This window comes from Pontibacter diazotrophicus (assembly GCF_003367245.1).
In the GTDB taxonomy this organism is placed as follows: domain Bacteria; phylum Bacteroidota; class Bacteroidia; order Cytophagales; family Hymenobacteraceae; genus Pontibacter; species Pontibacter diazotrophicus.
The window spans coordinates 113,159-135,603 of the sequence record NZ_QRGR01000008.1 but is presented as its reverse complement, the minus strand read 5'-3'; the positions used below and the strand labels follow the sequence as shown (position 1 = coordinate 135,603).

The window sequence follows — 22,445 nt, the reverse complement described above, 5'->3', positions numbered from 1 at the left end:
AATTATGAATGCTGAATTATGAATTAGGAATGGGGTCATGTAAACGAACCCACCCCTACCCCTCCGAGGAGGGGACTTTTCTAAGTATAGTAGCTGCCTGAGTCGCTTTGCGTTCTTGCAGCTAATCAATTTCGTTCTTTCGGACTTCTTAGTCCGAAAGCTGGCTGATGGGAATTTCCTAATCCCCGTGTTCATGCTCCCCACAATGCGGATTAGGAAATCCGCTTCAGGTTTAGTTCTGGATTAAGAAATCCAGAACAGCTAAAAGTTAGAAAGAGCTAAGCGTAATGCAAACAGCCACCTGCCATGCGACTATTTGGCTGTCTCACCAAACAATCAACAAACAGCAATCAGTTTGATTTCTGCCTTATCTGCCGGACCTTTGTACTGACACAGACATTTTCAATAACAGTAAATCTAAAACACCCTGCGTCTTACATCCTGAAAAATGCGAAAGCTCTCCATGGACGAACTCAACCGCGAATCGGTTGAGGACTTCAAAAATAAGAAAAAAATACCGTTAGTCTTGGTGCTCGACAATGTGCGCAGCCTGAATAATGTAGGTTCCGTTTTTCGCACCGCCGATGCCTTTATGGCGCAGAAAGTATACCTCTGCGGCATCACCGGCACTCCTCCCCACCGCGACATAGAAAAGACAGCGCTGGGTGCCACTGAATCTGTGGAATGGGAGCACGTGCCCGATACACTGGAGCTGGTGAAAAAGCTACAGGCCGATGGCTATAAGATTTGTGCTGTGGAGCAGGCCGAGAACAGCACCATGCTGAATGACTTTCAGCCGGATCCGGGGCAGAAGTATGCTTTTGTGCTGGGCAACGAGGTGTTTGGGGTAGAGCAGGACGTAGTTAGCCTTTCTGATGTGGTGCTGGAAATACCACAGTTTGGCACCAAGCACTCGCTTAACATATCTGTAGCCACAGGCGTGGTGGTGTGGGATTTCCTGAGCAAAACACTGGGGCAGGAAGCTTAGCCAGAGACTTATAAGATAGTACATGCGAAAGCACGGGTGCAGGTCCGTGCTTTTGCTTTTTCAGGTGCTCTAACAGCAGCTCAATCAGCCTGCAAAGATGATGTGCACTACCTTTGCGGAATTCTCTCCGTAAAAAAAGCAGCCTCCTCTTTAAACTTTCACCCTTCCGAATTGTCACACTTAGTACAGGAGGCGCTTTCTTTATCTATCTGGTAAAGAAAGCGGTACGACAACACAAGCCTCAGCACCACGTGCAGCGCTTATGCTGCACCCTGGCTTAAATTTATCCGCTAACGATTACCGTCTCACGACATACGACCCAAATAAACTATGAAAACCGAACACGTTAATTTCTATCTATCATTCCTCCTTCTATTATTTCCTCTGGCGCTGCAGGCCCAGAACCAGCCTGAAGCAGCACAAGGCACCGTAACCGGCACCGTGGTGGAAGGACCGCAGAAAACCCCTGTGGGTTTTGCCAATGTGGTGCTGCTGACTCCCCGCGACTCCAGCCTTGTGACCGGCGCCACAACAGATAGCAACGGTGAATTTGTGCTGGACCGGGTGCCCTATGGCCGCTATGTGCTCCGGATATCGCTGGTGGGGTACCCTACTAAATTTGTGCAGGATGTAACCGTTGACGCAGACAACCCTGCTGTAGCGTTGAATAATGTGCCCATGGAGGAATCCAGCACCAGGCTGAGCGAGGTGGAGATAACCGCAGAGCGCCAGCTGGTAGAGTATGAACTGGACAAGAAGGTGGTGAACGTAGAGCAGGACATTGCAGCCCAAAGCGGAACAGTAGCCGATGTGATGCAGAATGTGCCCTCAGTAACAATAGACACGGACGGAAACGTGAGCATGCGCGGAAGTGCCAATGTTACCATTCTGGTAGATGGCAAACGCACGGCATTGGCCGATGTAGGCTTGGACCAGATTCCGGCCAGCATGATCGAGAGTGTAGAACTCATCACCAACCCATCTGCCAAATATGACCCGGAAGGCACGGCTGGTATTATTAACATCATCCTGAAAAAAGACAGAGCACCCGGTTTTAGTGGCGTGGCCTCTGTAAACGCAGGAACCTACGATAACTACAACAGCTCCATCAACCTGAACTACCATTACAATAAGTGGGACTTTAACACAGGCTATGATTTCAGGAGAAGTTACCGCCCGCGCTGGAGCAACTCCTTCAGAACCAATTACCCTGGCACCGACAGCACCTCTTTCTTGGATCAGTCGTCGTACAGGCGCGGTGTGGATATTTCCCATAACTTACGCCTGGGGGCCGATTATGCGGTGAATGACTACAACACCCTCTCCGCCTCCGTTTTTTACCGCACCAGCGACGAAGACAACTTTAACGAGATCACCTACCGAAACCTGGACATAAACCAAACACTGGAAAACCAGTTCCGCCGCACCACCGAAGAGATTGAGAAAGACCATATCGTAAACCTGAACTTGGGCTACCGCCGCACCTTCGACAGGGAAGGCCAGGAACTCACCGCCGACTTAACCTACTTCACACGCTCCGGAGACGATTACAGCGACTTTACCCAGCAGAATTACAACCCGGATGGCAGCGTGGCGAACACTGCCCCCACCCTGCAGTATACTACTGCCGACAACGTAAGAAGCCGCCTGCTGGCGCAATCGGATTACGTACACCCCATCGATGAAAACAGCCGCATAGAGGCAGGCTTCCGAAGCAGTTTTCAGCGGATGAACAACAACAACATGTTCTATGATGTGGACCAGGAAACAGGGCAGCTGCTGCTCAACACCAATGCCTCCAACCATTTTGTGTATGATGAGCAGATACACGCTGCATACAGCAACTTCAGCAGCAAACTCAACAACTTCAGCTTCCAGTTGGGGCTGCGCGCCGAGCAAACCTATACCACCTCAGACCAGCGCACGCAGAACAGGGTGTTCAACAACGAGTATTTCAGCCTGTTCCCGAGTGTGTTCCTGACACAGGACTTTAATAACGACAACAAAGTACAGTTCAGCTACAGCCGCCGCATCAACAGGCCAAGAGCCTGGAACCTGAACCCGTTTATTGACTATACCGACCCGCTCAACATCCGCTCCGGTAACCCGGAGCTGCTTCCGGAATATATTAATTCGCTGGAACTGGGCTACCTGAAGTACTGGGACAACTCTTCTTTTAACACCTCGGTTTTCTATCGCCACACCACCGACCAGGTACAGCGCTTCCGAACCTTTGATCAAGGCGTTACCTATACTACCTTCATCAACCTGTCGGATAACTCCTCTTATGGCGTGGAGCTCGTGGGAACACACAACCCTTTTAAATGGTGGCGCATGAACGCGAGTGTGTCGGGTTTCAGAATAGAACTGAATGACACGCAGGGCGACACGGAACTTAGCACCAACCAACTCAGCTGGAATGCAAAACTCAATTCTACTATGACGGTATGGGAGGACCTGGCTGTCCAGCTGTCTGCTAACTACCGGTCGCCGATGGTGAACATACAGGGGCGCATGGATCAGGTGTTTGGTGCTGACCTGGGCCTGAAGAAAGAGGTATTAAACAATAGAGGAACTGTATCGCTGCGTATTTCAGACATCTTTAACACACGCCAGTTTAACTTTACCAGCTTTGGCCCCGGGTTTGAATTGGAAAGCCAGAACAAACGCCAGACCCGTATTGCCTTTATCGGTTTCACCTACCGCATCAACAGCGACAATAATGAAGAACGCCAGCGCAATGAACAGGAAGGCAACGGAGGCGGAATGGATGATGACTTTTAAATCATAATCTCCTTTTTCAGGCACTATGCTACCAGCCTGCATCGGTTGCAATACCAATCAAGACATGCTAAATCAGGTACAAATATCCGATTCTTCATATCAATATATATAATTGGCAAACAAGTGATTATAAAATTTAAATAAAATTTATCCTCTTTTTTTTCGAAAAAACAGTCCTACATGCGTATACCTTCAGCAAGAAGCATGTGTAACTGAAAATTTTTTAACTATGAAGAAGCTACTTTTATTATTTTTTGCGTTGGCTACGGTGTATACGGCAGAGGCCCAGGCCTCTTTTGGCCTGAGAGCCGGTGGTAACTTATCTAATTTATCAGGCGATGTGACAGACGACAGCCGCTTTAACAACAAATTCGGATGGCACGCCGGTCTAACAGCGAACTTGCCTATAGTAGAAGGTTTCTTCTCTATCCAGCCGGAGTTGTACTATACAAACAAAGGTTTCAGAAACGAAGAGGAGGAATTTGACTTTGATAACCTGACATACCGCAGAGAAGGTAGTGTAAACTACAACTACCTGGAGCTGCCCATTCTGGCCAGAATCGATGCGGGACCTTTATACTTCGAGGGCGGCCCGATGGCGGCTTACCTGCTTAGCGTGAACAACAACACTGACACGTTCGTTGCAGGATCGCCAGAACCACTTGCCGTAAACCGCAGCAGTACCGAAGGCCTCACCAGGTTTGAATTAGGCTATGCTGCCGGTGTTGGCTTTGGTATGCAAAGCGGGATTAGCGTTGGAGTGCGTTATGTTGGCAGCTTCACCGATTTTGCCAGTGATGCGCCGAGCGATTATTTCCAGGGTGACTTAGTAAATGCACGTAATTCAGTGTTTATGCTGACGTTAGGATTCACTTTCCCTACACGCTAGTAAGCTACCACAATCAAAAACTAAAAAGCCAGTCCTGCCTGATGTGCAGGGCTGGCTTTTTTTATGCTTTCCTCCTCTAACGCCTTAGCTATTGTTGTTATTGGTGCCTTAAGGGTTTCCAGGCTCCTATCGGCAAAATACCCGGGCTGTTTTTCTCAAAAGGCATTATCTTGAGCAAAAGTCAAGAGCGAGGATAGCTACTGCTTTGCAAGCAAACGCACCTCCCCCTGTCCATTTTCGTAATCAGGCAATAGAGAAGAAAACATATATGAATATACCCTCCCGCCTCCCCATTATAGATTTGCACTGCGACCTGCTGGTGTACCTGACAGATGTGCCAGGCTCGGCACCAGATAAGGTGGAAGAGATAGGATGCGCGCTGCCTGCCTTAACTGAAGGCAACTTAAAACTGCAGGTAATGGCGATATACTCGGCCGCAGAGCCCGGCAGCACCCACTATGCCGGGCTGCAACGCGACATGTTTAAACAACTGGCTGAGGAGGAAAATAACTGCCTGAAAGCTGTAACGGATGTAGAGAGCCTGCAGGAGGCAATACAGAGCGAAAGCAGTGTGGGCATGGTAGCGGCCATCGAAAACGCAGCCGGCTTCTGCGAGGAAGTGGAGCCCCTGGAGGACGGATTCAAAAAGCTGGAGAAGATCATCACCGACTGCGGCCGTATACTGTATATCAGTTTAACGCACCACACGGCAAACCGCTTCGGCGGCGGCAACATGACACAAAGCGGCATCACGCGCGATGGCAAAATGCTTTTGGACTACCTGCACGGTCGCCGCATCGCCGTGGATTTCTCCCACACCAGCGATGCCCTCGCCCACGACATCCTCACCCATATCGACAGGGAGCGGCTCGATATTCCTGTCATAGCCAGCCATTCTAACTTTAGACCTGTCTGGGAACACAACCGCAACCTGCCTGACGAAGTGACCCAGGAAATCATACATCGGAAGGGGCTCATAGGCATAAACTTTCTGCGGGCTTTCCTGAACACAGAAGAACCAGAGGCACTCCTGCACCACATCCGGTACGGCCTCAGCAAAGGAGCCCAGGATGCCATTTGCTTCGGGGCCGACTATTTTTACACAGCCGACAATCCTGACCTGAATCGCATTCCGTTCTACTACAAAGAGCACGAGCAGGCAGGCACCAGCTACAACTACATCCTCAACCGCCTGAAAGAAGATGTGCCGCAGGAGCAACTCAAAAAATTGGCCTTCCGGAATGCGCAGCAATTTATAGAGCGTATCTGGTCTTAGTGCTCCTGACTTACCTCCCGGACCATTTCTGCAGCCTCATAAAGAACAACCAGGAAGAGCTCTCCGGTAAGCTTATGTCATTTTCACCCTTAAAAAAGAGCGTTTCACAAAATTCCTGCGTACACAAGAATTATACATGTATCACGTTATTTCAACAAGATTATAAAAAACCGATATTGCTATAACTCATTAATTCACAGCACTCAAACTTAAGCAGCATCCAAATAATTTATGTGGTGCTATTGCATTGTCCAGGCGCACTAAATCTTATAACAGGCTGCTTCTTAAGCTCCTGATAGAAAATAATATATAGAACGTTTACCATACGAGATAAAACACCGTATAAACTTAAACAGTACCTATACTGTACCTAACCTAAAGGCACCTACAATTTCAACCCTAAACACGGAAGGCCCATGGATGCTCAGGAATACTCGCCGCACTACGTACAGATAAATGAACTGTACATCGATACAGTGGTGATAGACGAAACAGAGTTTATCACACTCTGGTGTTTCACTGTGCTCGATGATGAATACAAATTTGCGTATCTGGGTTGCGATTTCTGTCAGTTTAACCAGATCCTGATTGCAGCCGGCGAAAAAGGGAAAGAGATTGCCCTGCACATGGCCAACGTGCTCAACCAGCCGTACGATGCGCCGACCCTCATTCCGATAAAAGAACAGTTTGATGAATACCTCGAACTCACAGGCCACGACATTGTAGTATATGAGCCTTTAGCGGTAGAGGATGATTTTGAGGACTTTAATGAGGAGGATGAAGACCTGCCCATAGAGCATCTGTTTGGCGGCAAACCAAACAAGACACAGCAGAAGTACCTTATCTACCAACTCGACAAGCTGTACCCTTCTAAAGTGTTTGAGCCTGAGAAAATTGTTTCGGAAGAACTGGTGGATTGCTTTGAGGACGATTCCCTGGAACTGGCCCAGCTATACTATGACTACCTGAATGCCGCCGAGAACGGATACTCCGAAAGTGAGGCACGCCAGGTAGCAGGACTGGACAAAGAGCTTTTCTTCAGGATGGCCCGCAAAGCCGCCGACCTCTGGAAGTAAATTTTTTCCCGACATAGTAGCACCCCCTCTTCCCGCTCTTAGAAGCGCTTTTAAAGTATGCGCAAAAGATTTCTTGCTTTAAGCTTCCAGCCCAGAGCATTTTGATGGAACAGGTTTTCAAAGGCGTGACTCAATTCCCCCTTCTTTATCACATATACATTTGACACATTCCCTACATGTGTCACACTCCCTTCATGCCACAATTCTGCGGTGCGGCAGGTGAAGTACGCTTCCTTTTTAATCATGCTGAGAGCGAAAGGAACTGAAGACAAAATGAACTTTGCCATACCTTTCTTATCTTTATCTTTTCAGAATCAATTATAATCATCATTTTATGAACAAGCGATTGCTTTTCGTGCTGTGGGCTGCCTTGCTTAGCGGCACAACAATGGCGCAGAAACAACCCATGACCACTGACGATGGTCTGAACATCACTGCCTTGGGTGGTGCCATTATCTCGCCAGACGGGAATTCTGTTATTTATAGCAAATCTGAGCTCAACTGGGAAAAGAACAAACGCGAAAGAACACACCACCATGTTTCATCCAAGGGAGGTGAGAGCTACCAGTATCTGGGAGAAGACGGCGGCTCGGATCTGACCTACTCCCCTAACGGCAAATTTATTGCCCTGAAGCGCAAGGTGGATGACCACCAGCAACTGTTCCTGATGCCTACTGCCGGCGGTGAGGCCGTGCAACTGACAAAGCACGAGAGCAGCGTAGGCAAGTTTGTATGGAGCAGTGATAGTAAGAAGCTCTTTTTTGTGTCTTCTGTACCACGCAGTAAAGAGGAGCAGAAACTCTACAAAGACGGAAACGACGCGCTGTTTGTAGACGAAGGCCCGAACGGTCAGACCGAGGGTGCCTGGGAGCACCTGTGGGCATTTGATCTCAACTTAAAGGAGGCAAAGAAGCTGACAAAGAACGAACTGCTGATCGGGGACTTTGATGTGGCCCCTGACGGGAAGCGCATCGTATACACAGGCCGCACCGAAAACCGCCGCAACCAACGCAACCTCTCTGAGATCTACCTGCTGCAGCTTTCCGGCGATACGGCCACCGTGCAACTCACAGACAACAAAGCCCCGGAAGGAGACCTGAACTGGGCACCTGATGGCAAAAGCTTTGCTTATACGGCCGCCGATGACAAAGAGTGGGAGCTGCGCAACGACAAAATCTGGGTAATGGACCCGAACACAAAGCAGCACCGTATGGTGTCTGCTAAATTCGAAGGCAATATCCGCAACTATTTCTGGGCGCCGGACGCCAAATCTATTCTTTTCACAGGCCTGCAGCGCACCAACACAAACCTGTACCGCCTCAATGTGGCCAAAGGCGACGTGAAGAACCTGAGCAACCGCACCGGCACCTGGCACATTTTAAGTACTACGCCAGACCGCAAAAAAGCAGTACTCAGCTTTAGCGACTATAAAACGCCCCTCGATGTGTATGTATCAGCAGTAGACAAGTTCAACCCTACTAAACTAACTGACCTGAATCCTCGCATAACCGATTCGCTGCAGTTGGCTACGGCCGAAGTAGTGAAGTGGAAGAGCAAGGATGGCTTAGAGGTGGAGGGCTTATTGTACCTGCCAACAGATTACCAGAAAGGCAAGCAATACCCTTTCCTGCTGCATATACACGGCGGCCCGGCAGGCGTGTTTACCAACACCTTCAGCCCTGCTCACCATGTATGGGCAAACTTAGGCTATGTACAACTGGCGCCAAACGTGCGCGGCAGCAGCGGCTATACTGATGCGTTACTGCGTGGCAATATGGGCGACATTGGCGGCGGCGACTACGAAGACCTGATGAGCGGCGTAGATAAACTTGTAGCCGATGGCATGGTGGATAAAGAAAAAATGGCTGTGCGTGGCTGGAGCTACGGCGGCATACTGGGAGGTATGACCATCACGAAAACAAACCGTTTTAAAGCGGCTTCGCTCGGCGCTATGGTATCCGACTGGGCCTCGGAATACGGCATTGGGTTTAACCACGATGTGCGCCTGTGGTATATACAAGGCACTCCATGGGAGAACCCCGAAGGCTACCGTGAAAAATCTGTACTGACACACGCCAAAAACATCCAGACCCCGACACTTATCCTGCACGGCCTCAGCGATGTGACAGACACCGAGGCACAAAGCATGATGCTGTTTACGGCACTGAAGGACATGGACAAGACTGTGCGCTATATTCAGTTTCCGCGTGAGCCGCACGGTTTCAGGGAGCCGCGCCACCAGCGCATCCGTGACATTGAGGAAATAAAGTGGATACAGAAATACACCCTAGGTATAGACTGGCAGGCACCGGAGCGGAAAGAAGACGTGAAGAAGAAGGCAGAGGAGAAAGCACAGGCTTCCGCGAAGTAGTTTGTTTCTTACTATTAGGCGCTCTGCAGTATAAGGCTGCAAGCTCGCACAAGCGGAAGTAAAATAACTTAAATTCATTACAAACAGCGAGGGAAGCCTAATGGCTTCCCTCGCTGTTTTATTTTATATCATATAATATTTATTCCTCAGACAGCACTACTGAGTCAGGAACTGCCAGCCTGTCCAGTTCATCCCGCATATGCGCCCGCATATCCATCAGCAAGTCGCGTATTTTCTGGTTTTCGGCTCTGAGAAGCGCCTCTTCGTACCGGTCTATTTGTGTACGGTGTGAACTGGCAATGAAGTCGCGGTAGCGGGTATCAAACTCCTCTCCCTCCAGCAGCTGAAACTCCTGCACCAGCCCCCTGTCGGCACCGCCAAGGCTATCAGGCAATTGAATTTTCTCTTTGTCGGCCATTAGTTTTTTCATCCGTTCAAGAGCATTGCCGTGAAAATCGACTGCGCGCTGGCCTAAAGCCCTTGTTTTTTCGGTGGTGCCTTTCTCTACGGCCAGTCGGCTTATTTCTACCTGTAGCATATTGCTACTGGCTGCATAATCCCAAAAAGCAGGATCGTACATAATGCTGCGGTTAACGGTGATCGTGTCTGCTTCCGGGTTAGAGGAAGGCCTGTCGCAGGCCATCATCAGTGGAAACAAAGCACCAAAAAGGATGGTGGAGAGCTTAGTTTTAAGCATATTTTAAAATCTTCTATAAGGGTCTGTTACCTATACTACGCAGCATATATCTTTAGTTCAGGGCTGCATAAACTTCCTTAAAAAATACAAAAAACCCCTCCATACTGCTATACCTCCGCTCCTTTCTAGAAAGTGTAAGTCTTCCGGACTACTGTTAGATTACTCTCCCTGCCTTGCTCTGCCACAACGTGAGCAGGCTTCGGCTGCGCCACTAATTCCTGGGGCAGGCCGATGCTCTGGTCGTAGAGGTACAGCGTGAGCGGGATACCTGATTTTAGGCGCAACTCCAGCTCCACTTCTTTGCTGGTGGGCAAACCATGCAGGCGCGTAAAGTATACCGGGCCCTGTGCCGCATCTATAAGCTGCAGCTGGAGGTCTTCTCCTGCCAGTAAGGCACTGAGCAAAGCATTAGGTGTTTGTGGCTGCAGTACCAGTTCAAGATGGGCTGCGCCGCGTGGCGAGGACAGGCGCAGGCGCAGCAGGCGTTCATCTCCTGTAACCGAATCCTGTAGTATCTCTGCCACGGGGGCAGGCACCGTCAAGGGCTCTGCTTTGCTCTTCAGGTATTCGATTGCGGCATGTGGGTATATTTCTCTTAAGGGCCCGGTAGTGGTGGTATCCTGGAAAAATTGTTGGTTCCATTCGTCTGTCACCTGGAAAGCCGAAGCCCAATAAGCCCTTTCAGCATCTGCATCCAGAAAATAGCTTACGTGACTATGTAAAGGCCGTCCTGGAGCAGGCTTCTCGTAATCGATGGCACGTGCCACCTCTATGCCGCCTGCCAGTAACAGGAGCAGTGGCAAAAGTGGAGTTCCCCGCCAGCTGAAGCTGCGCTCAATTACACGGAGCAGCGGCAAGAGCAGCCCCAGCAACAAAACGAAAAGCGCCACCATGCCTATTGGCAGTTGCAAAGAGAACGCAGCGAACACCACCTGCACAATCGGCATCATGATAAAAACGGCTGGCACAGCAGCTAACAGCAGGATCAGCGCAAACCTGAAATTGACTTTCTCCCCCTCATACAGGCCTGTCAGGAAAATGGCCAGCACCCCAGCCAGGCTGAACAGCACCGGAAAGAGAATCAGATACATCACATTTGGCATCAGCAGATAAAGCACTACCGCTAGTACAAACTGAAACACCAGCATTCCCATCACCAGCGAAAAAAGCCGCAGCCTGAGCAAAAGCAACCAGCTCAGCAGCATGAACAGGCCCAGCGCCAGCAGCAGGTAAGCGATAAAAAACATATCAGCGCCATAGAGGCCGTTAAAGGGATGCGAGAGCGGCATCAGCTGCAACACCAGCTTGTTGATCGGGATGAACAGCAACACCACCGCAGCTATCAGCAGCAGGGACAGGAAAAAGTCTACAACTACTTGCCCTGCTGTAATGGCCCGCTTCTGCACGCCAATCATGAGCGTAACCACCAGCAGCAATGTAGCAAGCGCAATCCATAGCAGGTTCAGGTTGGCATTGTACCGGATAACCCAACCATTAATAAAGTTGAAGAAGACAGCATCAGGGGCTTTGGTAGCAGCAAGAGAAGTATGGCCGAAGTGCCGGGTAAGCGCCAGCAGATTGCTGCCATGGTGCTGCAGGCTGCGCTGGCTCAGGTTTTCAGGAGAGTCGGTAGCCTTATGATAATTTACAAAGCCAGCGATAAAAGCAGAGTTCAACCCGGTGTAGCCCGCGTTCTTAAAGACAGTAAAATCAGTGTCGTTGGGCAGGCGGCTATAAATCTCGTATGCCAGCGAACTCACATAAGGGTGAGGTGCCGCCTCTATGAACTGCTTCACTACCCAGCCGTTTCCCGGGCTCATTTCAAAGGTCAGGCTGGGGCCGGCATTACCCCGGGCTTCGAGATTTAACACCAGCGCCACTTCCTGTGCCCAAGGGTGTTCCATGAACGCTTTTGCACCATATAGGCCATATTCCTCCCCGTCTGTCAGCAGCACCATCACATCATGCTCCAGGGGCCCCTCCTGCTTCAGGGCACGTATTGTTTCCAGTATAGCGGCCACGCCGGCGCCATCGTCGCCGGCTCCTCGCGCATTGGGCTGTGAGTCGTAATGGGCTACCAAAAGAATGGCTGTGTCACCTGCGCTACTGCCTTCCAACCTGCCTATCAGGTTGTAGGCATGCCCTACGTAAGCAGCTTTTCCGGCTTTGTTCACCGCAGTAGCTTCCTGCACCTGCGGATTCAGGCCCAACTGGCGCATTTCGCTTAACAGGTATTCTCTGACGTCTGCATGTGCCGCCGTGCCCATGGCATGTGGTTCCTGTGCTATCTGGTGCACGTACTTCATGGCTCTTTCTGCTGAGAACTCTTCCGCAGGAGCATCCGCTGGTTTTGGTTCGGGCGGCATCAGCAGGTATATACTTAGCAGAGCAAAGCCTGTGAGCGCCAATAGCAGAAAGGTAGCAACGGCATTATTGCGGTACCGCATGAGAAGGTGGTTTAGAGACAATATAATAGCTGCCTAATATAGAAATTAATTCCGATAAAGTATGGCAGAAGCATCCGTATCCCTGTAAAGCAAAGGGGCACCGCCTGCTGTAGACGGTGCCCCTTTGCTTTATTTCAGCCCTTGCTGCTATACTACTTCATGCTTCTCCGGGTCCTGCACTTCGCTTTGGCGCAACTGCACAGGTTCCGTTTTCTTGCGAAGTTTCATGTTTAGCATCTCTACCATCAGCGAGAAGAACATGGCAAAGTAAATGTAGCCTTTCGGGATGTGCTGGTGCAGCGATTCTACTATCAGCATAAAGCCAATCAGGAGCAGGAACGAGAGCGCCAGCATTTTTACGGTTGGGTGCTTGTTCACAAAATCGCTCACGTACTTGGCGAAAATCAGCATAATGATCATGGCCAGGATAACGGCAATAATCATAACGATTACCTCCTGTGCCAGGCCTACGGCTGTTAGAATGGAGTCGAAGGAGAATACGATGTCTATGAGAATGATCTGTATCAGCACCTGCGACATAGTAGCGTATGTCTTGGCGCCGCCATGCGCCTCCTCTTCCTCGCCCTCCAGTTTGTTGTGGATTTCGGTGGTGCTTTTAGCCAGCAGGAACAAGCCTCCCGCAAAAAGGATGATATCACGCCACGAGACCGGGAAATCTGACTCGGTGAAAGGCAGGTTGATGGTAAACAAAGGAGCACTGGCTCCTACAATCCAGGAGATGAACATCAGCAGGATAATCCGGAAAACCAAAGCCAGCGACAAGCCGATGGTACGGCCTTTGCCTTGTTGCTCCTTCGGTAGCCTGCCCACTATAATCGAAATAAAAACGATATTATCTATGCCGAGCACCACCTCCATGAAGGTTAGTGTCAGCAAGCTTATCCAGGTATCCGGATTAGCGAAAATTTCCATATAGGTAATTGTTAATTGTTGATAATTGATTGTTGATTTTTACTCTCCTAAACTACGGTTAATGTGTGCGGCCATCATAAGAGAAATTAACCCCACTCCCTTGTTAACAATACAGCCATTTAACAATCAACAATTAAGTTAGGATTTCATGTTGATGTACTGCAGCGGCATGCCTATTTCCTCGCTGTTACCACGCATCACGGCGATTACATCCTGCAGGTCGTCTATCTTCTTGCCTGTTACGCGAATTTGCTCATCCATCATGGCAGCAGACACTTTTAACTTGCTGTCTTTAATCAGCTTCATAATTTTCTTGGAAGTTTCTTTGTCGATGCCTGCCTTTACCTTGATGTCCTTCTTCACCATAGCCCCCGATTGGTAGGCTTCCTTTGAAAAGTCCAGTGCGGTGGCATCCATGCCCTGCTTCACCATTTTATTAAGCAGCACGTCCTCCGCATGTTGCACACGCATGTCGTTTTCCATGGCGATGTGTACCTCGTTCGCCTTTTTGTCGTACTCGATGCTGCCCTTCGTGTCACGAAAATCGTAACGGTTCATAATCTCCTTGCGGGCGGTATTGACGGCGTTATCCATTGTCTGCGGATCTACCTTGCTCACGATATCAAAAGATGCCATAGTTTTCTGTTTTCAGTTTATCTCTAAAATTAGTTTTAGACGCTATAAAGCGGACAAAGTTATTTTATTTTCAGGTATCAGATGCAAGATAAAAGACGTAGGATCTCATTTATTGTTAACTGTCGGAAAGTTAAATTACTAAATGGTTAAATTGCTGCTCGAGTACACCACTCCTATCCGCCTTTTGAAAACACGGCAAAAATAAAGGCTTACATTACCGGATGCTTTTCAGCAAGCCAGGTATGCAGCCATTAACGGTAACTCAACAAACAACAATTTTACAATTCAGCCATTCAACAATCAATTCATGGAAGTTATAGAACCTGCCACACCCGAAGAATTTCAGAAGTACTACCGCCTGCGCTACGAAACGCTGCGCCAGCCCTGGGGCCAGCCGGAGGGCAGTGAGCGCGTGGAGGACGATGCCACAGCCATACATGCTATGCTGGTAGATGACGACGGGGAAGCTGTGGGCATTTGCCGCCTGCACATGAACACCCCGCAGGAGGGGCAACTGCGCTTTATGGGCATCCGGAAAGACAAGCAGGGGCAGCAGCTTGGCAACCAGCTAATGGAATATCTGGAAGCACGCGCCAAAGCTTTGGGAGCCATGACGCTAACACTGCAGGCTCGTGAGAATGCTGTTAACTTTTACCGCCGGAACGGGTATGAGGTAGTGGAAGAAACATACATCCTGTTTGGCACCATACAGCACTACCGCATGACCAAGCAGCTTTAGAACCGACTGAATGAAGAAAAAAACAAAATTGCTGCTTAGCGCTGGCGCCTTGCTGGCTGCCACCGCTCTTGTAAGCAGTTGCAGCAGCAGCCACGCCCCACTTGCCACAGTACCCCGTGTTGATCTTGACCGCTACGAGGGGCGTTGGTATGAGATTGCCGCCTTGCCACAACGTTTCGAGAAGGGCTGCCACTGCGTGTATGCCGAGTACAGGCAGAATCCTGAAGGATATGTGGATGTCTACAACTTCTGCCGAAAAGGTGGCCCGGAGGGTGAAGGAGAGGCCGCTACAGGCAAAGCTTTCCCGGTGGAGGGCAGCAACAACAGCAAACTGAAAGTACAGTTCTTCTGGCCCTTTAAAGGCGACTACTGGATACTGGAACTGGATCCGGATTATCAATATGTCCTCGTCGGTTCCCCAGACCGCGAAAGCCTCTGGATTTTATCCCGCACTCCCCAATTGAATGAGGAAGTGTACGACCGCCTCGTACAGCTGGCCCGGCAGAAAGGTTTTCCGGTGGAAGACTTAAGGCTGATGGATCAGAGTTGTTACATATAAGCCTGTGCAGTACCAGATTAATTCATCTCTTCAGCAGGCTGATAATCCAGGGGCAGCATGTCTCCTACTTTTTCCCAGCCCCAGTAACCCTCAAAGAACACATTCAGTGGCTCCACAATATTACCGTTGCTTTCTAAAAGCACTTCATCACTTTGCAGGTATAGCACAGACGTCTGGTAAGACGGCTCCCGCTTTTTGAACATGCTCTGCTGCCACACATAGCCCGCCTCTTCCTTCTCGCCTGTATACACTACCTGAAAGTAACCATCAAAGGCCAGCTTTGCGCCTGTGGCGTGCTGCTGCAGGTAATCGCTGTAAGGCACCGGGTTAATATCCAGGGACTCTATTGTTTTCGGCAGCCTTGCCCTTGCTAATATGTCAGAGATAGAATCAGTGCCTCCTACCTGGACTGCTCCGCTCCTGGCTTTAAGCGCAGCCCGTGCGGCGGCTATCTCTTCCTCGGTAGGGCGGTCAGGGTTGGGGGTCCGGTACAGGCGGCGCAGGTTAAAGCCCTCTTCCTCGAGACGCTTCTGCTGCACCGCCCGCACAAAATGCATCACGGAGCCATGGTACGCCCGCTGCCTGTTTCGCTCCCACCTGCGCTGCTTTCTTTTGCCGCCCTGCAGCAACACATACTTCGGATACCCCAGAAACACCACATAGCCTTCGCGCCCGTAAAACCTGAAACCTGTGAGCAGGTACTCTATTTTATATCCCAGCGCATCGTTTTGAATTTGAAGCGGCTCGTCTGCCTTTACCTCCAGCAGGGCTGTCTCAGCGTTGAATGTAATGGTGAGTATTTCCGGATTCAGCAGTTTACATTGCTTCCCAAACTCACTTTGCCCCAGAAACCGCTGCTTAAATACCTCCAGGTTATCGTACCACTGGCTATCGCGGGTACCTTTTACCACCACCTCCTGCAGTGCATTTTCTTTAGCCCGCACCTTAAACAGGATTGATTTTGGAAGTGCGGCCGTGTTTACCGGGTATATGATGGGCTCATAGCCCAGGTAAGACACAATTAGCTCATAATGGCCATCCGGCAGTGTCAGGGTAAAAGCCCCTGCCTCGTTGGTGGAGGTGCCGATGGTGGTGGTGTTCACGTAAACCGACACGAACTCAAGCGGCTCATCCGTTCGTTCGTCTACCACTCGCCCCTGCACCACATGCTGGCCCAGTACAGGCAAAGAGCAGAACAGGAGCAGAAGTAGGACAAGGACGGAAAGCAGTTTGTGCATATTTCAATATAAGCAGCATGCCTGTAGTTTCCGCGTTTAGCCGCCACTTTAACACAATTTTAACAAACAGCGTAGCGGCTTGCCACCAACAAATACCTCCGCTTTAAACCAGGGAAGGCACTGTTAGCGGAAAGTTCACCCACTTCCTCAACGCCATCAGCTATATCCGTCGTACCAAATAAAGGGAGATGAAATGGAGGAGCTATGAGTTACAAGTATACAATTTACTACCCGGCAGCCTACCATGAACAGGAGGAGAAAGAATGGCCGCTGATCCTGTTCCTGCATGGTGCGGGCGAACGGGGCAGTGACCTGGAGAAAGTAAAGCTGCAGGGATTACCAAAATACCTGATAGGCAAAGAAGACTTCCCGTTTGTGGTAGCCTATCCGCAATGCCCACGCCAGTCTTACTGGCAAATGCCGCTCTTGAGTGAGTGGCTGAAGGAAGTGCTGGAGCAGGTGCGGACAGATAAAACCCGTATCTACCTCACCGGCATCAGCATGGGTGGCTATGGCACCTGGCATTGGGCGGCAGCCCGCCCGGAGAAGTTTGCCGCTATCCTGCCTGTATGCGGTGGCGGCGAGCCCTCAAAAGCACGCCACCTCGCTAAAATGCCTATATGGGCTTTCCATGGAGCCAAAGACGATATTGTGCCTGTAGAGGAAACGTTGAAAATGGCTAAAGCCGTAGAAGCAGCAGGCGGACACGTAAAACTTACGATTTATCCTCACCTGAAGCACGACTCCTGGACCGAAACCTACAATAACCCTGAGATATACGACTGGTTCCTGAAGCACCAAAAAGAGGTGAAGGAGCGGCCGTAGTCCCGCTGCCCTAAGCTCAGCCTCCTGTTAAGCGCCGCGCTTCTCCTGTATTTTTTTCACCATATTCCGGAGGATGCTCCGCGGCACAAACCGGGTAGACAAGACGGTAAGCTTGTTATAGACACCTGGAATCACGACTACCTCGCCGGCCATCATACCCTCGTAACCGGCTTTGGCCACGCTTCGTGCATCGGCTATAAACTGCTTCGAGAAAAGGCCGGACCCATGTAAATTTGCCGCTTCTTTAAAGTTTGTTTCCGTTGGGCCGGGGGAGAGCGTTGTCACCGTTACATTGCTGTCTTCCAGTTCCGCAGCCAATGCCTCCGAAAAAGACTGCACATAAGCTTTGCTGGCATAGTATACAGCCATAAACGGGCCTGCAGGTGGAAACGCCGCTGTAGAAGACACATTCATAATCCTACCCTGCCGCTCCTTTGGCAGTTGCTCCAGAAACAATTTGCAGAGATGCGTGAGCGACACCATGTTCAACTGCATCATATCCAGCTCCCGCTGCAAATCAGATTCTTTGAAAGCGCCATAATAGCCGAATCCGGCATTATTCACCAGCACATCGACAGTGGTACCCTCCTGCTTTAGTTGCGCCATCACTTTTTCCGGGGCATCATGCTCGCTCAGGTCTGCCGCAATTACTTTTGTGTATACCTTGTATTTGATTGCAAACTTCAAGGCCATGCTTTGAAGCTTGTCTTCGGACCGGGCTACCAGCACCAGGTTGTGGCCGTGCTGCGCAAAAAGCTCTGCCAGTTCATAGCCGATGCCTGCGGAGGCACCCGTTATCAGGGCAGTACTGTTCAAACTAGATTGTGTTATGGACATTGTTTGTTCTTGTGAAAAGTATTAGTCTCGATTTTCGCGCATTTCCTGCCGGCGCATCGGCATCTGGTCTATCAGGCCAAAAATATTTTCCAGCGCAACAGTCCCATTGTTCCGCTGTTTTTCTGTGCCGTCTTTACCAATCAAAATAACAGAGAAAGCCTCCTGCGGCACCTGAAAGCGGCTGCGCAAGTCTTGCCCATGCTGCCCTTTCTGCCGTGTGCCGTTCACGTATACTTTATCCTGCCCAATCAGCTCTATCACCACCATGTCACGGTCATTCAATGCGGCCTTGTCGGCTTGTATAAGTTCTTTCTGGCGTACATACGCTGGGTTTTCTGCGGAAGGTGCGAAAATCAGCAGAGGGCGCTTCTTCCACTTATACTGCTCCAGGATATTTCCAGAGGACTTGGTTTGTGCATCTGCCCGCAAGCCAAACAGCATGAAGCCAGCAAGGAACAAAGAAAATACTATCTTTTTCATCCTCTAGCATACGTGTGCAGCCAGCAGCATGGTTTATACTGCCTTCTCTTTTATACTCATTCTGCTACCCTCTTTTCACTCTTTATATCGTTCCACTATATTACCAGCCGGAACCGTTGCACAACGGCAGAAAATCCTGTAACTCGGTTAGCAAAATCTAAGTCAGAAAAACAATGATGTCGAATGAAGAATCAGAGCAACTGCGCTATCCTATTGGCAAGTTTGATGTTTCGCAGCCCCTCACTGACGAGCAGATAGAGCAACATATTCTATCCATTGCCGGACTCCCTGCCAGGCTGCAGGAAGCGGTGGCAAACATGACGCAGGAGCAGTTAGACACTCCATACCGTGAAGGCGGCTGGACTGTGCGGCAGGTCATCCACCACCTCCCCGACAGCCACCTGAATGGCTATACCCGCCAAAAACTGGCTTTAACAGAGAATGCACCTACTATCAGGCCCTACAACGAGGGAGAATGGGCAAACCTGACTGACAGCCAGCAAGGGGCACCGGAGATTTCACTGGCATTGCTAACTGCTTTGCACCAACGGTGGGTGCTGCTCCTCAAAAGCCTGCAGCCAGAGCAGTTGGAGCGAAAGTTTATTCATCCAGAAAATGGAGAGCAACGGATTCGCGAACACATTGGGCTCTACGCATGGCACGGAGAACACCACCTGGCTCATATAACAGAGCTAAAAAAGCGCAAGGGCTGGTAACGCTGGCCCAACAGCAAGAGCTAATAACTGATAGTCAGTGTCTTAAGCTGTTGCAGGCCTATAAAAAGAAACAAACACAGATTTAACAAAATAACATCACCTGCGTATCATTCTTATTAAATATGCGGTTATTACTTAACGATTATATATTTTTAAATTATTTTTATTGAAAAATTTGCAATTTAAAAAAGGGCGTTCTATATTTGAATCATCAACAACAATGTAGGGTGTTGAAACTGGCAGACAAGCCCTCCGATCTCGGGGGTGGAGGTTCTGGGATAAAGCAACTTTTGATCTATCTACTGGTACAAAGACATTTGCCTAACTACTCCGTGGAGGTTCGATTCCTCCCCCTACAGCTAAAAAGCCTCTCCGACCATAAACCGGAGAGGCTTTCTCTTTTTAGCGATAACATGAATGACACTCTCTTTACCTGACACTGCCTGGCAGGCATAAAAAAATCCTGCGCCACATAATTTATGAACATGCAGCGCAGGATTAAAAGAAACAATATGAGTGTACTACTTCTGAGCTGTTATAGTAACAGGCACCTCCAGGTTCTCCCAACGGAGTACAAGGCCTTGGTCCGTTACATCGTAAGCCAGGCGCTCATTCATAGTAGCAGCCTGGCGTGGCTTGGTTGTTACGCGTAGCGCATCCTGGCCTTCGTCGTACTGTGTACCCCACTGCTTGGCTGTTTTATTGAAAATCACGGTCCATTCGTCTTCTCCCGGTATGGTATACAGGCTGTAGGTGCCGGCAGGTAACTCTTTTCCTTCCACCATTACATCCTCATCAACTGTAACAGTAGTAGCCTCGTTGGCTCCTGCGCGCCATACTTCTCCATAGGGCACTAGGTCACCCCATATCTGGCGGCCTTTTACAGCCGGGCTGCTGTAGTTAACAGTGATATCTGCTTCTCCTACTTTACCGGTTGCTGTGGCAGGAGGGCTTGCCTTTTGCTCATTCTGCGCCCAGGCGATGGTGGACATCAGCATACAAACAAACAACAGTGCGAGTGAATTTAAAATGCGTGTGTTTTTCATAATTTTTTCGGTTTGGTTAATTCAGTTTGGTCAGTTTAAAAAAGATAAACGCAAGGAACAGCGTCTATAGTATAAGTTATTTTCGATAAGCGGCTAACTCAACATGTAGTATACGCACTTCAAAATTTTTAGCTTAGATAGAAATAAACTTATACGTTTATTTCTATCTAAGCCAAGGCTCCCATCCCTGTAAAAGACCGGGTGTTGACAATACCATACGCTATCTCTTAAATAGGTTTGAGCACAGGCAACATATCCTTTACGCACAAATAGCCTCGCTTATCGACACAGCCCCCCTCTATATGCTACTGCATAAATAAAGAAGACATAACAATTTGCCGTTACCCCCCCTTTAAAATATATCTTTTTATTTAAAACAATGAAAACAGGCAGCAAGACAAAAAGTAATGAATTTAAATATTTGCCATATAATTACAACCCATCAAACTAAAAGGCGTATTACCTATCATAGTCGCACATTTAAATTATTTTTATTGAAAAATTTGCAATTTAAAAAAGGGCGTTCTATATTTGAATTATCAACAACAATGTAGGGTGTTGAAACTGGCAGACAAGCCCTCCGATCTCGGGGGTGGAGGTTCTGGGATAAAGCAACTTTTGATCTATCTACTGGTACAAAGACATTTGCCTAACTACTCCGTGGAGGTTCGATTCCTCCCCCTACAGCTAAAAAGCCTCTCCGACCACAAACCGGAGAGGCTTTCTCTTTTTAGTTCATCCTGCAACACGCCATCAATAGCTATTGGTGAAAGCACCACAACGGCAACGGCTTGATGAATCTGTGTTTTCTGACAAAAAATTCCAGGACAAGCCTGCTCATGAAGCGCTTAGCTGGACTGCGAGGTCTGCTGCTCCTGTTCCGGGCTGACCAGTTTAGCAAGCGTTTTCTCATAGTGAGGGTGCGTCGTACCCAGCAACTCGTCCCAGAACCTGAAGTACAGCCCATAGTTGCCCTTGAAGTACTTATGGTGCATGTTGTGGTTGGTAGACGTATTCAACCACCTGCCGAAGCGACTGTTCACCACCCATTTCGGGTAAATCTCATAGCCCAGGTGCCCGTACACGTTATACACCGTCATGAACAGCAGGAAAAGCAGAATCCCGAGCGGGTGTATCGGTATCAGAAACGCTATTACCAGAATAACTCCTGCTTCTACCACAGCCTCTAAAGGACTAAAGGCAAACGCTGCCCATGGCGAAGGGTTTACCGACCGGTGATGCGTGAGATGGAAAAGCTTAAACAGGCGCGGGTGATGCATCAGGCGATGTGTCCAGTAGAAATATGCATCGTGTATCAGCAGCGCCAGCACCACGCTCAGCAGCATATAACCCCAGCCATAGTCCGACACATCCTGATAGATTTGGGTATAAGGTAAAACAGCAGAAGAAGAAAGCACAACACCTACTAGCGCAAAGGTGAAAAAGGTCAGAAACGAATAGGCAACCTCCCGCACATAATCCTTCCGCTTCGGGAAAAGTGCCTGTATCTTAAGCTTTGAAAACCTGGAAGAAAAGAAGAAATAGAATACCAGAAACGCCAGCCCCGCAATCACGACATACCGGGCCGCTAGCAGCCCATAGAGCATCCAAAACTGACTACCTGCCATACTTATAAACAAGTTCTAAATGTATCTTTTAGCGGCTGCAAAAATAAAAAGCAGCCTATCCATAAACACACCCGGAGTACCAATAAGTTCTTGGGAAGTATTCAAAACTACATCCCTAAGGTAACTGCACCGCACCTGCTTTGCGAAGACGCAAAGGGATTCTCGCGCGCGCTGAAGCTTCAGCAGCAACAGATTAGCTATTATTTCCTCAGCTACGTTACTATAAAAACCACGAAATATACCAGAAAGCAAAGCTGCAAAAAGCTTTGTTGATACAATA

Annotated in this window: 20 protein-coding genes; 10 read left to right on the top strand and 10 right to left on the bottom strand. The window is 49.2% G+C overall.

Translation table 11 applies throughout. The features are described from left to right. Nucleotides 1–448 precede the first annotated feature (448 nt). From DXT99_RS08740 to DXT99_RS08720, 5 genes are all read left to right on the top strand, one after another. Nucleotides 449–988: an RNA methyltransferase gene (locus DXT99_RS08740; RefSeq protein ID WP_115565163.1), complete on the top strand. Its 540-nt coding sequence runs from the start codon at nt 449–451 to the stop codon at nt 986–988. Between the two features lie 330 nt (nt 989–1,318). Next, on the top strand, nt 1,319–3,772 hold the full coding sequence (locus DXT99_RS08735) for an outer membrane beta-barrel family protein (protein ID WP_115565162.1): 2,454 nt from the start codon (nt 1,319–1,321) through the stop codon (nt 3,770–3,772). A gap of 229 nt (nt 3,773–4,001) precedes the next feature. Continuing rightward, a complete protein-coding gene (locus DXT99_RS08730; protein ID WP_115565161.1) occupies nt 4,002–4,661 on the top strand; it encodes a porin family protein in 660 nt (219 codons plus the stop codon). 268 nt (nt 4,662–4,929) lie between these two features. Then, a complete protein-coding gene (locus DXT99_RS08725; RefSeq protein ID WP_115565160.1) occupies nt 4,930–5,937 on the top strand; it encodes a dipeptidase in 1,008 nt (335 codons plus the stop codon). 416 nt (nt 5,938–6,353) lie between these two features. Further along, nucleotides 6,354–7,013, top strand: a complete 660-nt coding sequence (locus tag DXT99_RS08720) for a hypothetical protein (protein WP_115565159.1) — start codon at nt 6,354–6,356, stop codon at nt 7,011–7,013. A gap of 50 nt (nt 7,014–7,063) precedes the next feature. On the opposite strand, the gene DXT99_RS08715 is transcribed toward DXT99_RS08720, so the two are convergent. Then, complete coding sequence (locus tag DXT99_RS08715; protein ID WP_115565158.1) at nt 7,064–7,300, bottom strand: hypothetical protein; 237 nt, start codon at nt 7,298–7,300, stop codon at nt 7,064–7,066. Between the two features lie 47 nt (nt 7,301–7,347). Between DXT99_RS08715 and DXT99_RS08710 the strand changes: the two genes are divergently transcribed. Beyond that, nucleotides 7,348–9,384 (top strand): S9 family peptidase, encoded by a 2,037-nt coding sequence (locus tag DXT99_RS08710; RefSeq protein WP_115565157.1) that lies wholly within the window; start codon nt 7,348–7,350, stop codon nt 9,382–9,384. A 139-nt stretch (nt 9,385–9,523) separates the two neighbouring features. Here the strand turns inward: DXT99_RS08710 and DXT99_RS08705 are convergent, their stop codons facing one another. From DXT99_RS08705 to DXT99_RS08690, 4 genes are all read right to left on the bottom strand, one after another. Further along, complete coding sequence (locus tag DXT99_RS08705) at nt 9,524–10,081, bottom strand: DUF4142 domain-containing protein (protein ID WP_115565156.1); 558 nt, start codon at nt 10,079–10,081, stop codon at nt 9,524–9,526. Nucleotides 10,082–10,206: 125 nt separating this feature from the next. Continuing rightward, nucleotides 10,207–12,528: a M20/M25/M40 family metallo-hydrolase gene (locus DXT99_RS08700; protein ID WP_115565155.1), complete on the bottom strand. Its 2,322-nt coding sequence runs from the start codon at nt 12,526–12,528 to the stop codon at nt 10,207–10,209. 147 nt (nt 12,529–12,675) lie between these two features. Then, on the bottom strand, nt 12,676–13,461 hold the full coding sequence (locus DXT99_RS08695; RefSeq protein ID WP_115565154.1) for a TerC family protein: 786 nt from the start codon (nt 13,459–13,461) through the stop codon (nt 12,676–12,678). 138 nt (nt 13,462–13,599) lie between these two features. After that, nucleotides 13,600–14,097: a YajQ family cyclic di-GMP-binding protein gene (locus DXT99_RS08690; RefSeq protein ID WP_115565153.1), complete on the bottom strand. Its 498-nt coding sequence runs from the start codon at nt 14,095–14,097 to the stop codon at nt 13,600–13,602. A gap of 307 nt (nt 14,098–14,404) precedes the next feature. Here DXT99_RS08690 and DXT99_RS08685 point away from each other — a divergent pair, with 307 nt between their 5' ends. Both DXT99_RS08685 and DXT99_RS08680 read left to right on the top strand, forming a co-directional pair. Then, entirely contained in the window at nt 14,405–14,836 is a 432-nt protein-coding gene (locus tag DXT99_RS08685) for a GNAT family N-acetyltransferase (protein WP_115565152.1), read from the top strand. 10 nt (nt 14,837–14,846) lie between these two features. Continuing rightward, a complete protein-coding gene (locus tag DXT99_RS08680; protein WP_115565151.1) occupies nt 14,847–15,395 on the top strand; it encodes a lipocalin family protein in 549 nt (182 codons plus the stop codon). 17 nt (nt 15,396–15,412) lie between these two features. On the opposite strand, the gene DXT99_RS08675 is transcribed toward DXT99_RS08680, so the two are convergent. Next, nucleotides 15,413–16,633: a carboxypeptidase-like regulatory domain-containing protein gene (locus DXT99_RS08675; RefSeq protein WP_115565150.1), complete on the bottom strand. Its 1,221-nt coding sequence runs from the start codon at nt 16,631–16,633 to the stop codon at nt 15,413–15,415. A gap of 204 nt (nt 16,634–16,837) precedes the next feature. Between DXT99_RS08675 and DXT99_RS08670 the strand changes: the two genes are divergently transcribed. Next, nucleotides 16,838–17,458, top strand: coding sequence for a carboxylesterase family protein (locus DXT99_RS08670; protein WP_115565149.1), 621 nt, complete (start codon nt 16,838–16,840; stop codon nt 17,456–17,458). A gap of 27 nt (nt 17,459–17,485) precedes the next feature. Here the strand turns inward: DXT99_RS08670 and DXT99_RS08665 are convergent, their stop codons facing one another. Both DXT99_RS08665 and DXT99_RS08660 read right to left on the bottom strand, forming a co-directional pair. Then, complete coding sequence (locus tag DXT99_RS08665; RefSeq protein WP_220273366.1) at nt 17,486–18,274, bottom strand: SDR family NAD(P)-dependent oxidoreductase; 789 nt, start codon at nt 18,272–18,274, stop codon at nt 17,486–17,488. 42 nt (nt 18,275–18,316) lie between these two features. Beyond that, the gene (locus tag DXT99_RS08660; RefSeq protein WP_115565147.1) at nt 18,317–18,775 is read right to left on the bottom strand and encodes a DUF4174 domain-containing protein; all 459 of its coding nucleotides are present in this window, start codon (nt 18,773–18,775) and stop codon (nt 18,317–18,319) included. A 173-nt stretch (nt 18,776–18,948) separates the two neighbouring features. Here DXT99_RS08660 and DXT99_RS08655 point away from each other — a divergent pair, with 173 nt between their 5' ends. Beyond that, nucleotides 18,949–19,491 carry a YfiT family bacillithiol transferase gene (locus DXT99_RS08655; RefSeq protein ID WP_317048134.1) on the top strand — a complete coding sequence of 181 codons (543 nt, stop codon included), beginning with the start codon at nt 18,949–18,951 and terminating at the stop codon, nt 19,489–19,491. A 521-nt stretch (nt 19,492–20,012) separates the two neighbouring features. Here the strand turns inward: DXT99_RS08655 and DXT99_RS08645 are convergent. Next, nucleotides 20,013–20,537: a DUF2911 domain-containing protein gene (locus tag DXT99_RS08645; RefSeq protein ID WP_115565145.1), complete on the bottom strand. Its 525-nt coding sequence runs from the start codon at nt 20,535–20,537 to the stop codon at nt 20,013–20,015. 848 nt (nt 20,538–21,385) lie between these two features. Beyond that, entirely contained in the window at nt 21,386–22,165 is a 780-nt protein-coding gene (locus tag DXT99_RS08640; protein WP_115565144.1) for a sterol desaturase family protein, read from the bottom strand. Nucleotides 22,166–22,445 lie beyond the last annotated feature (280 nt).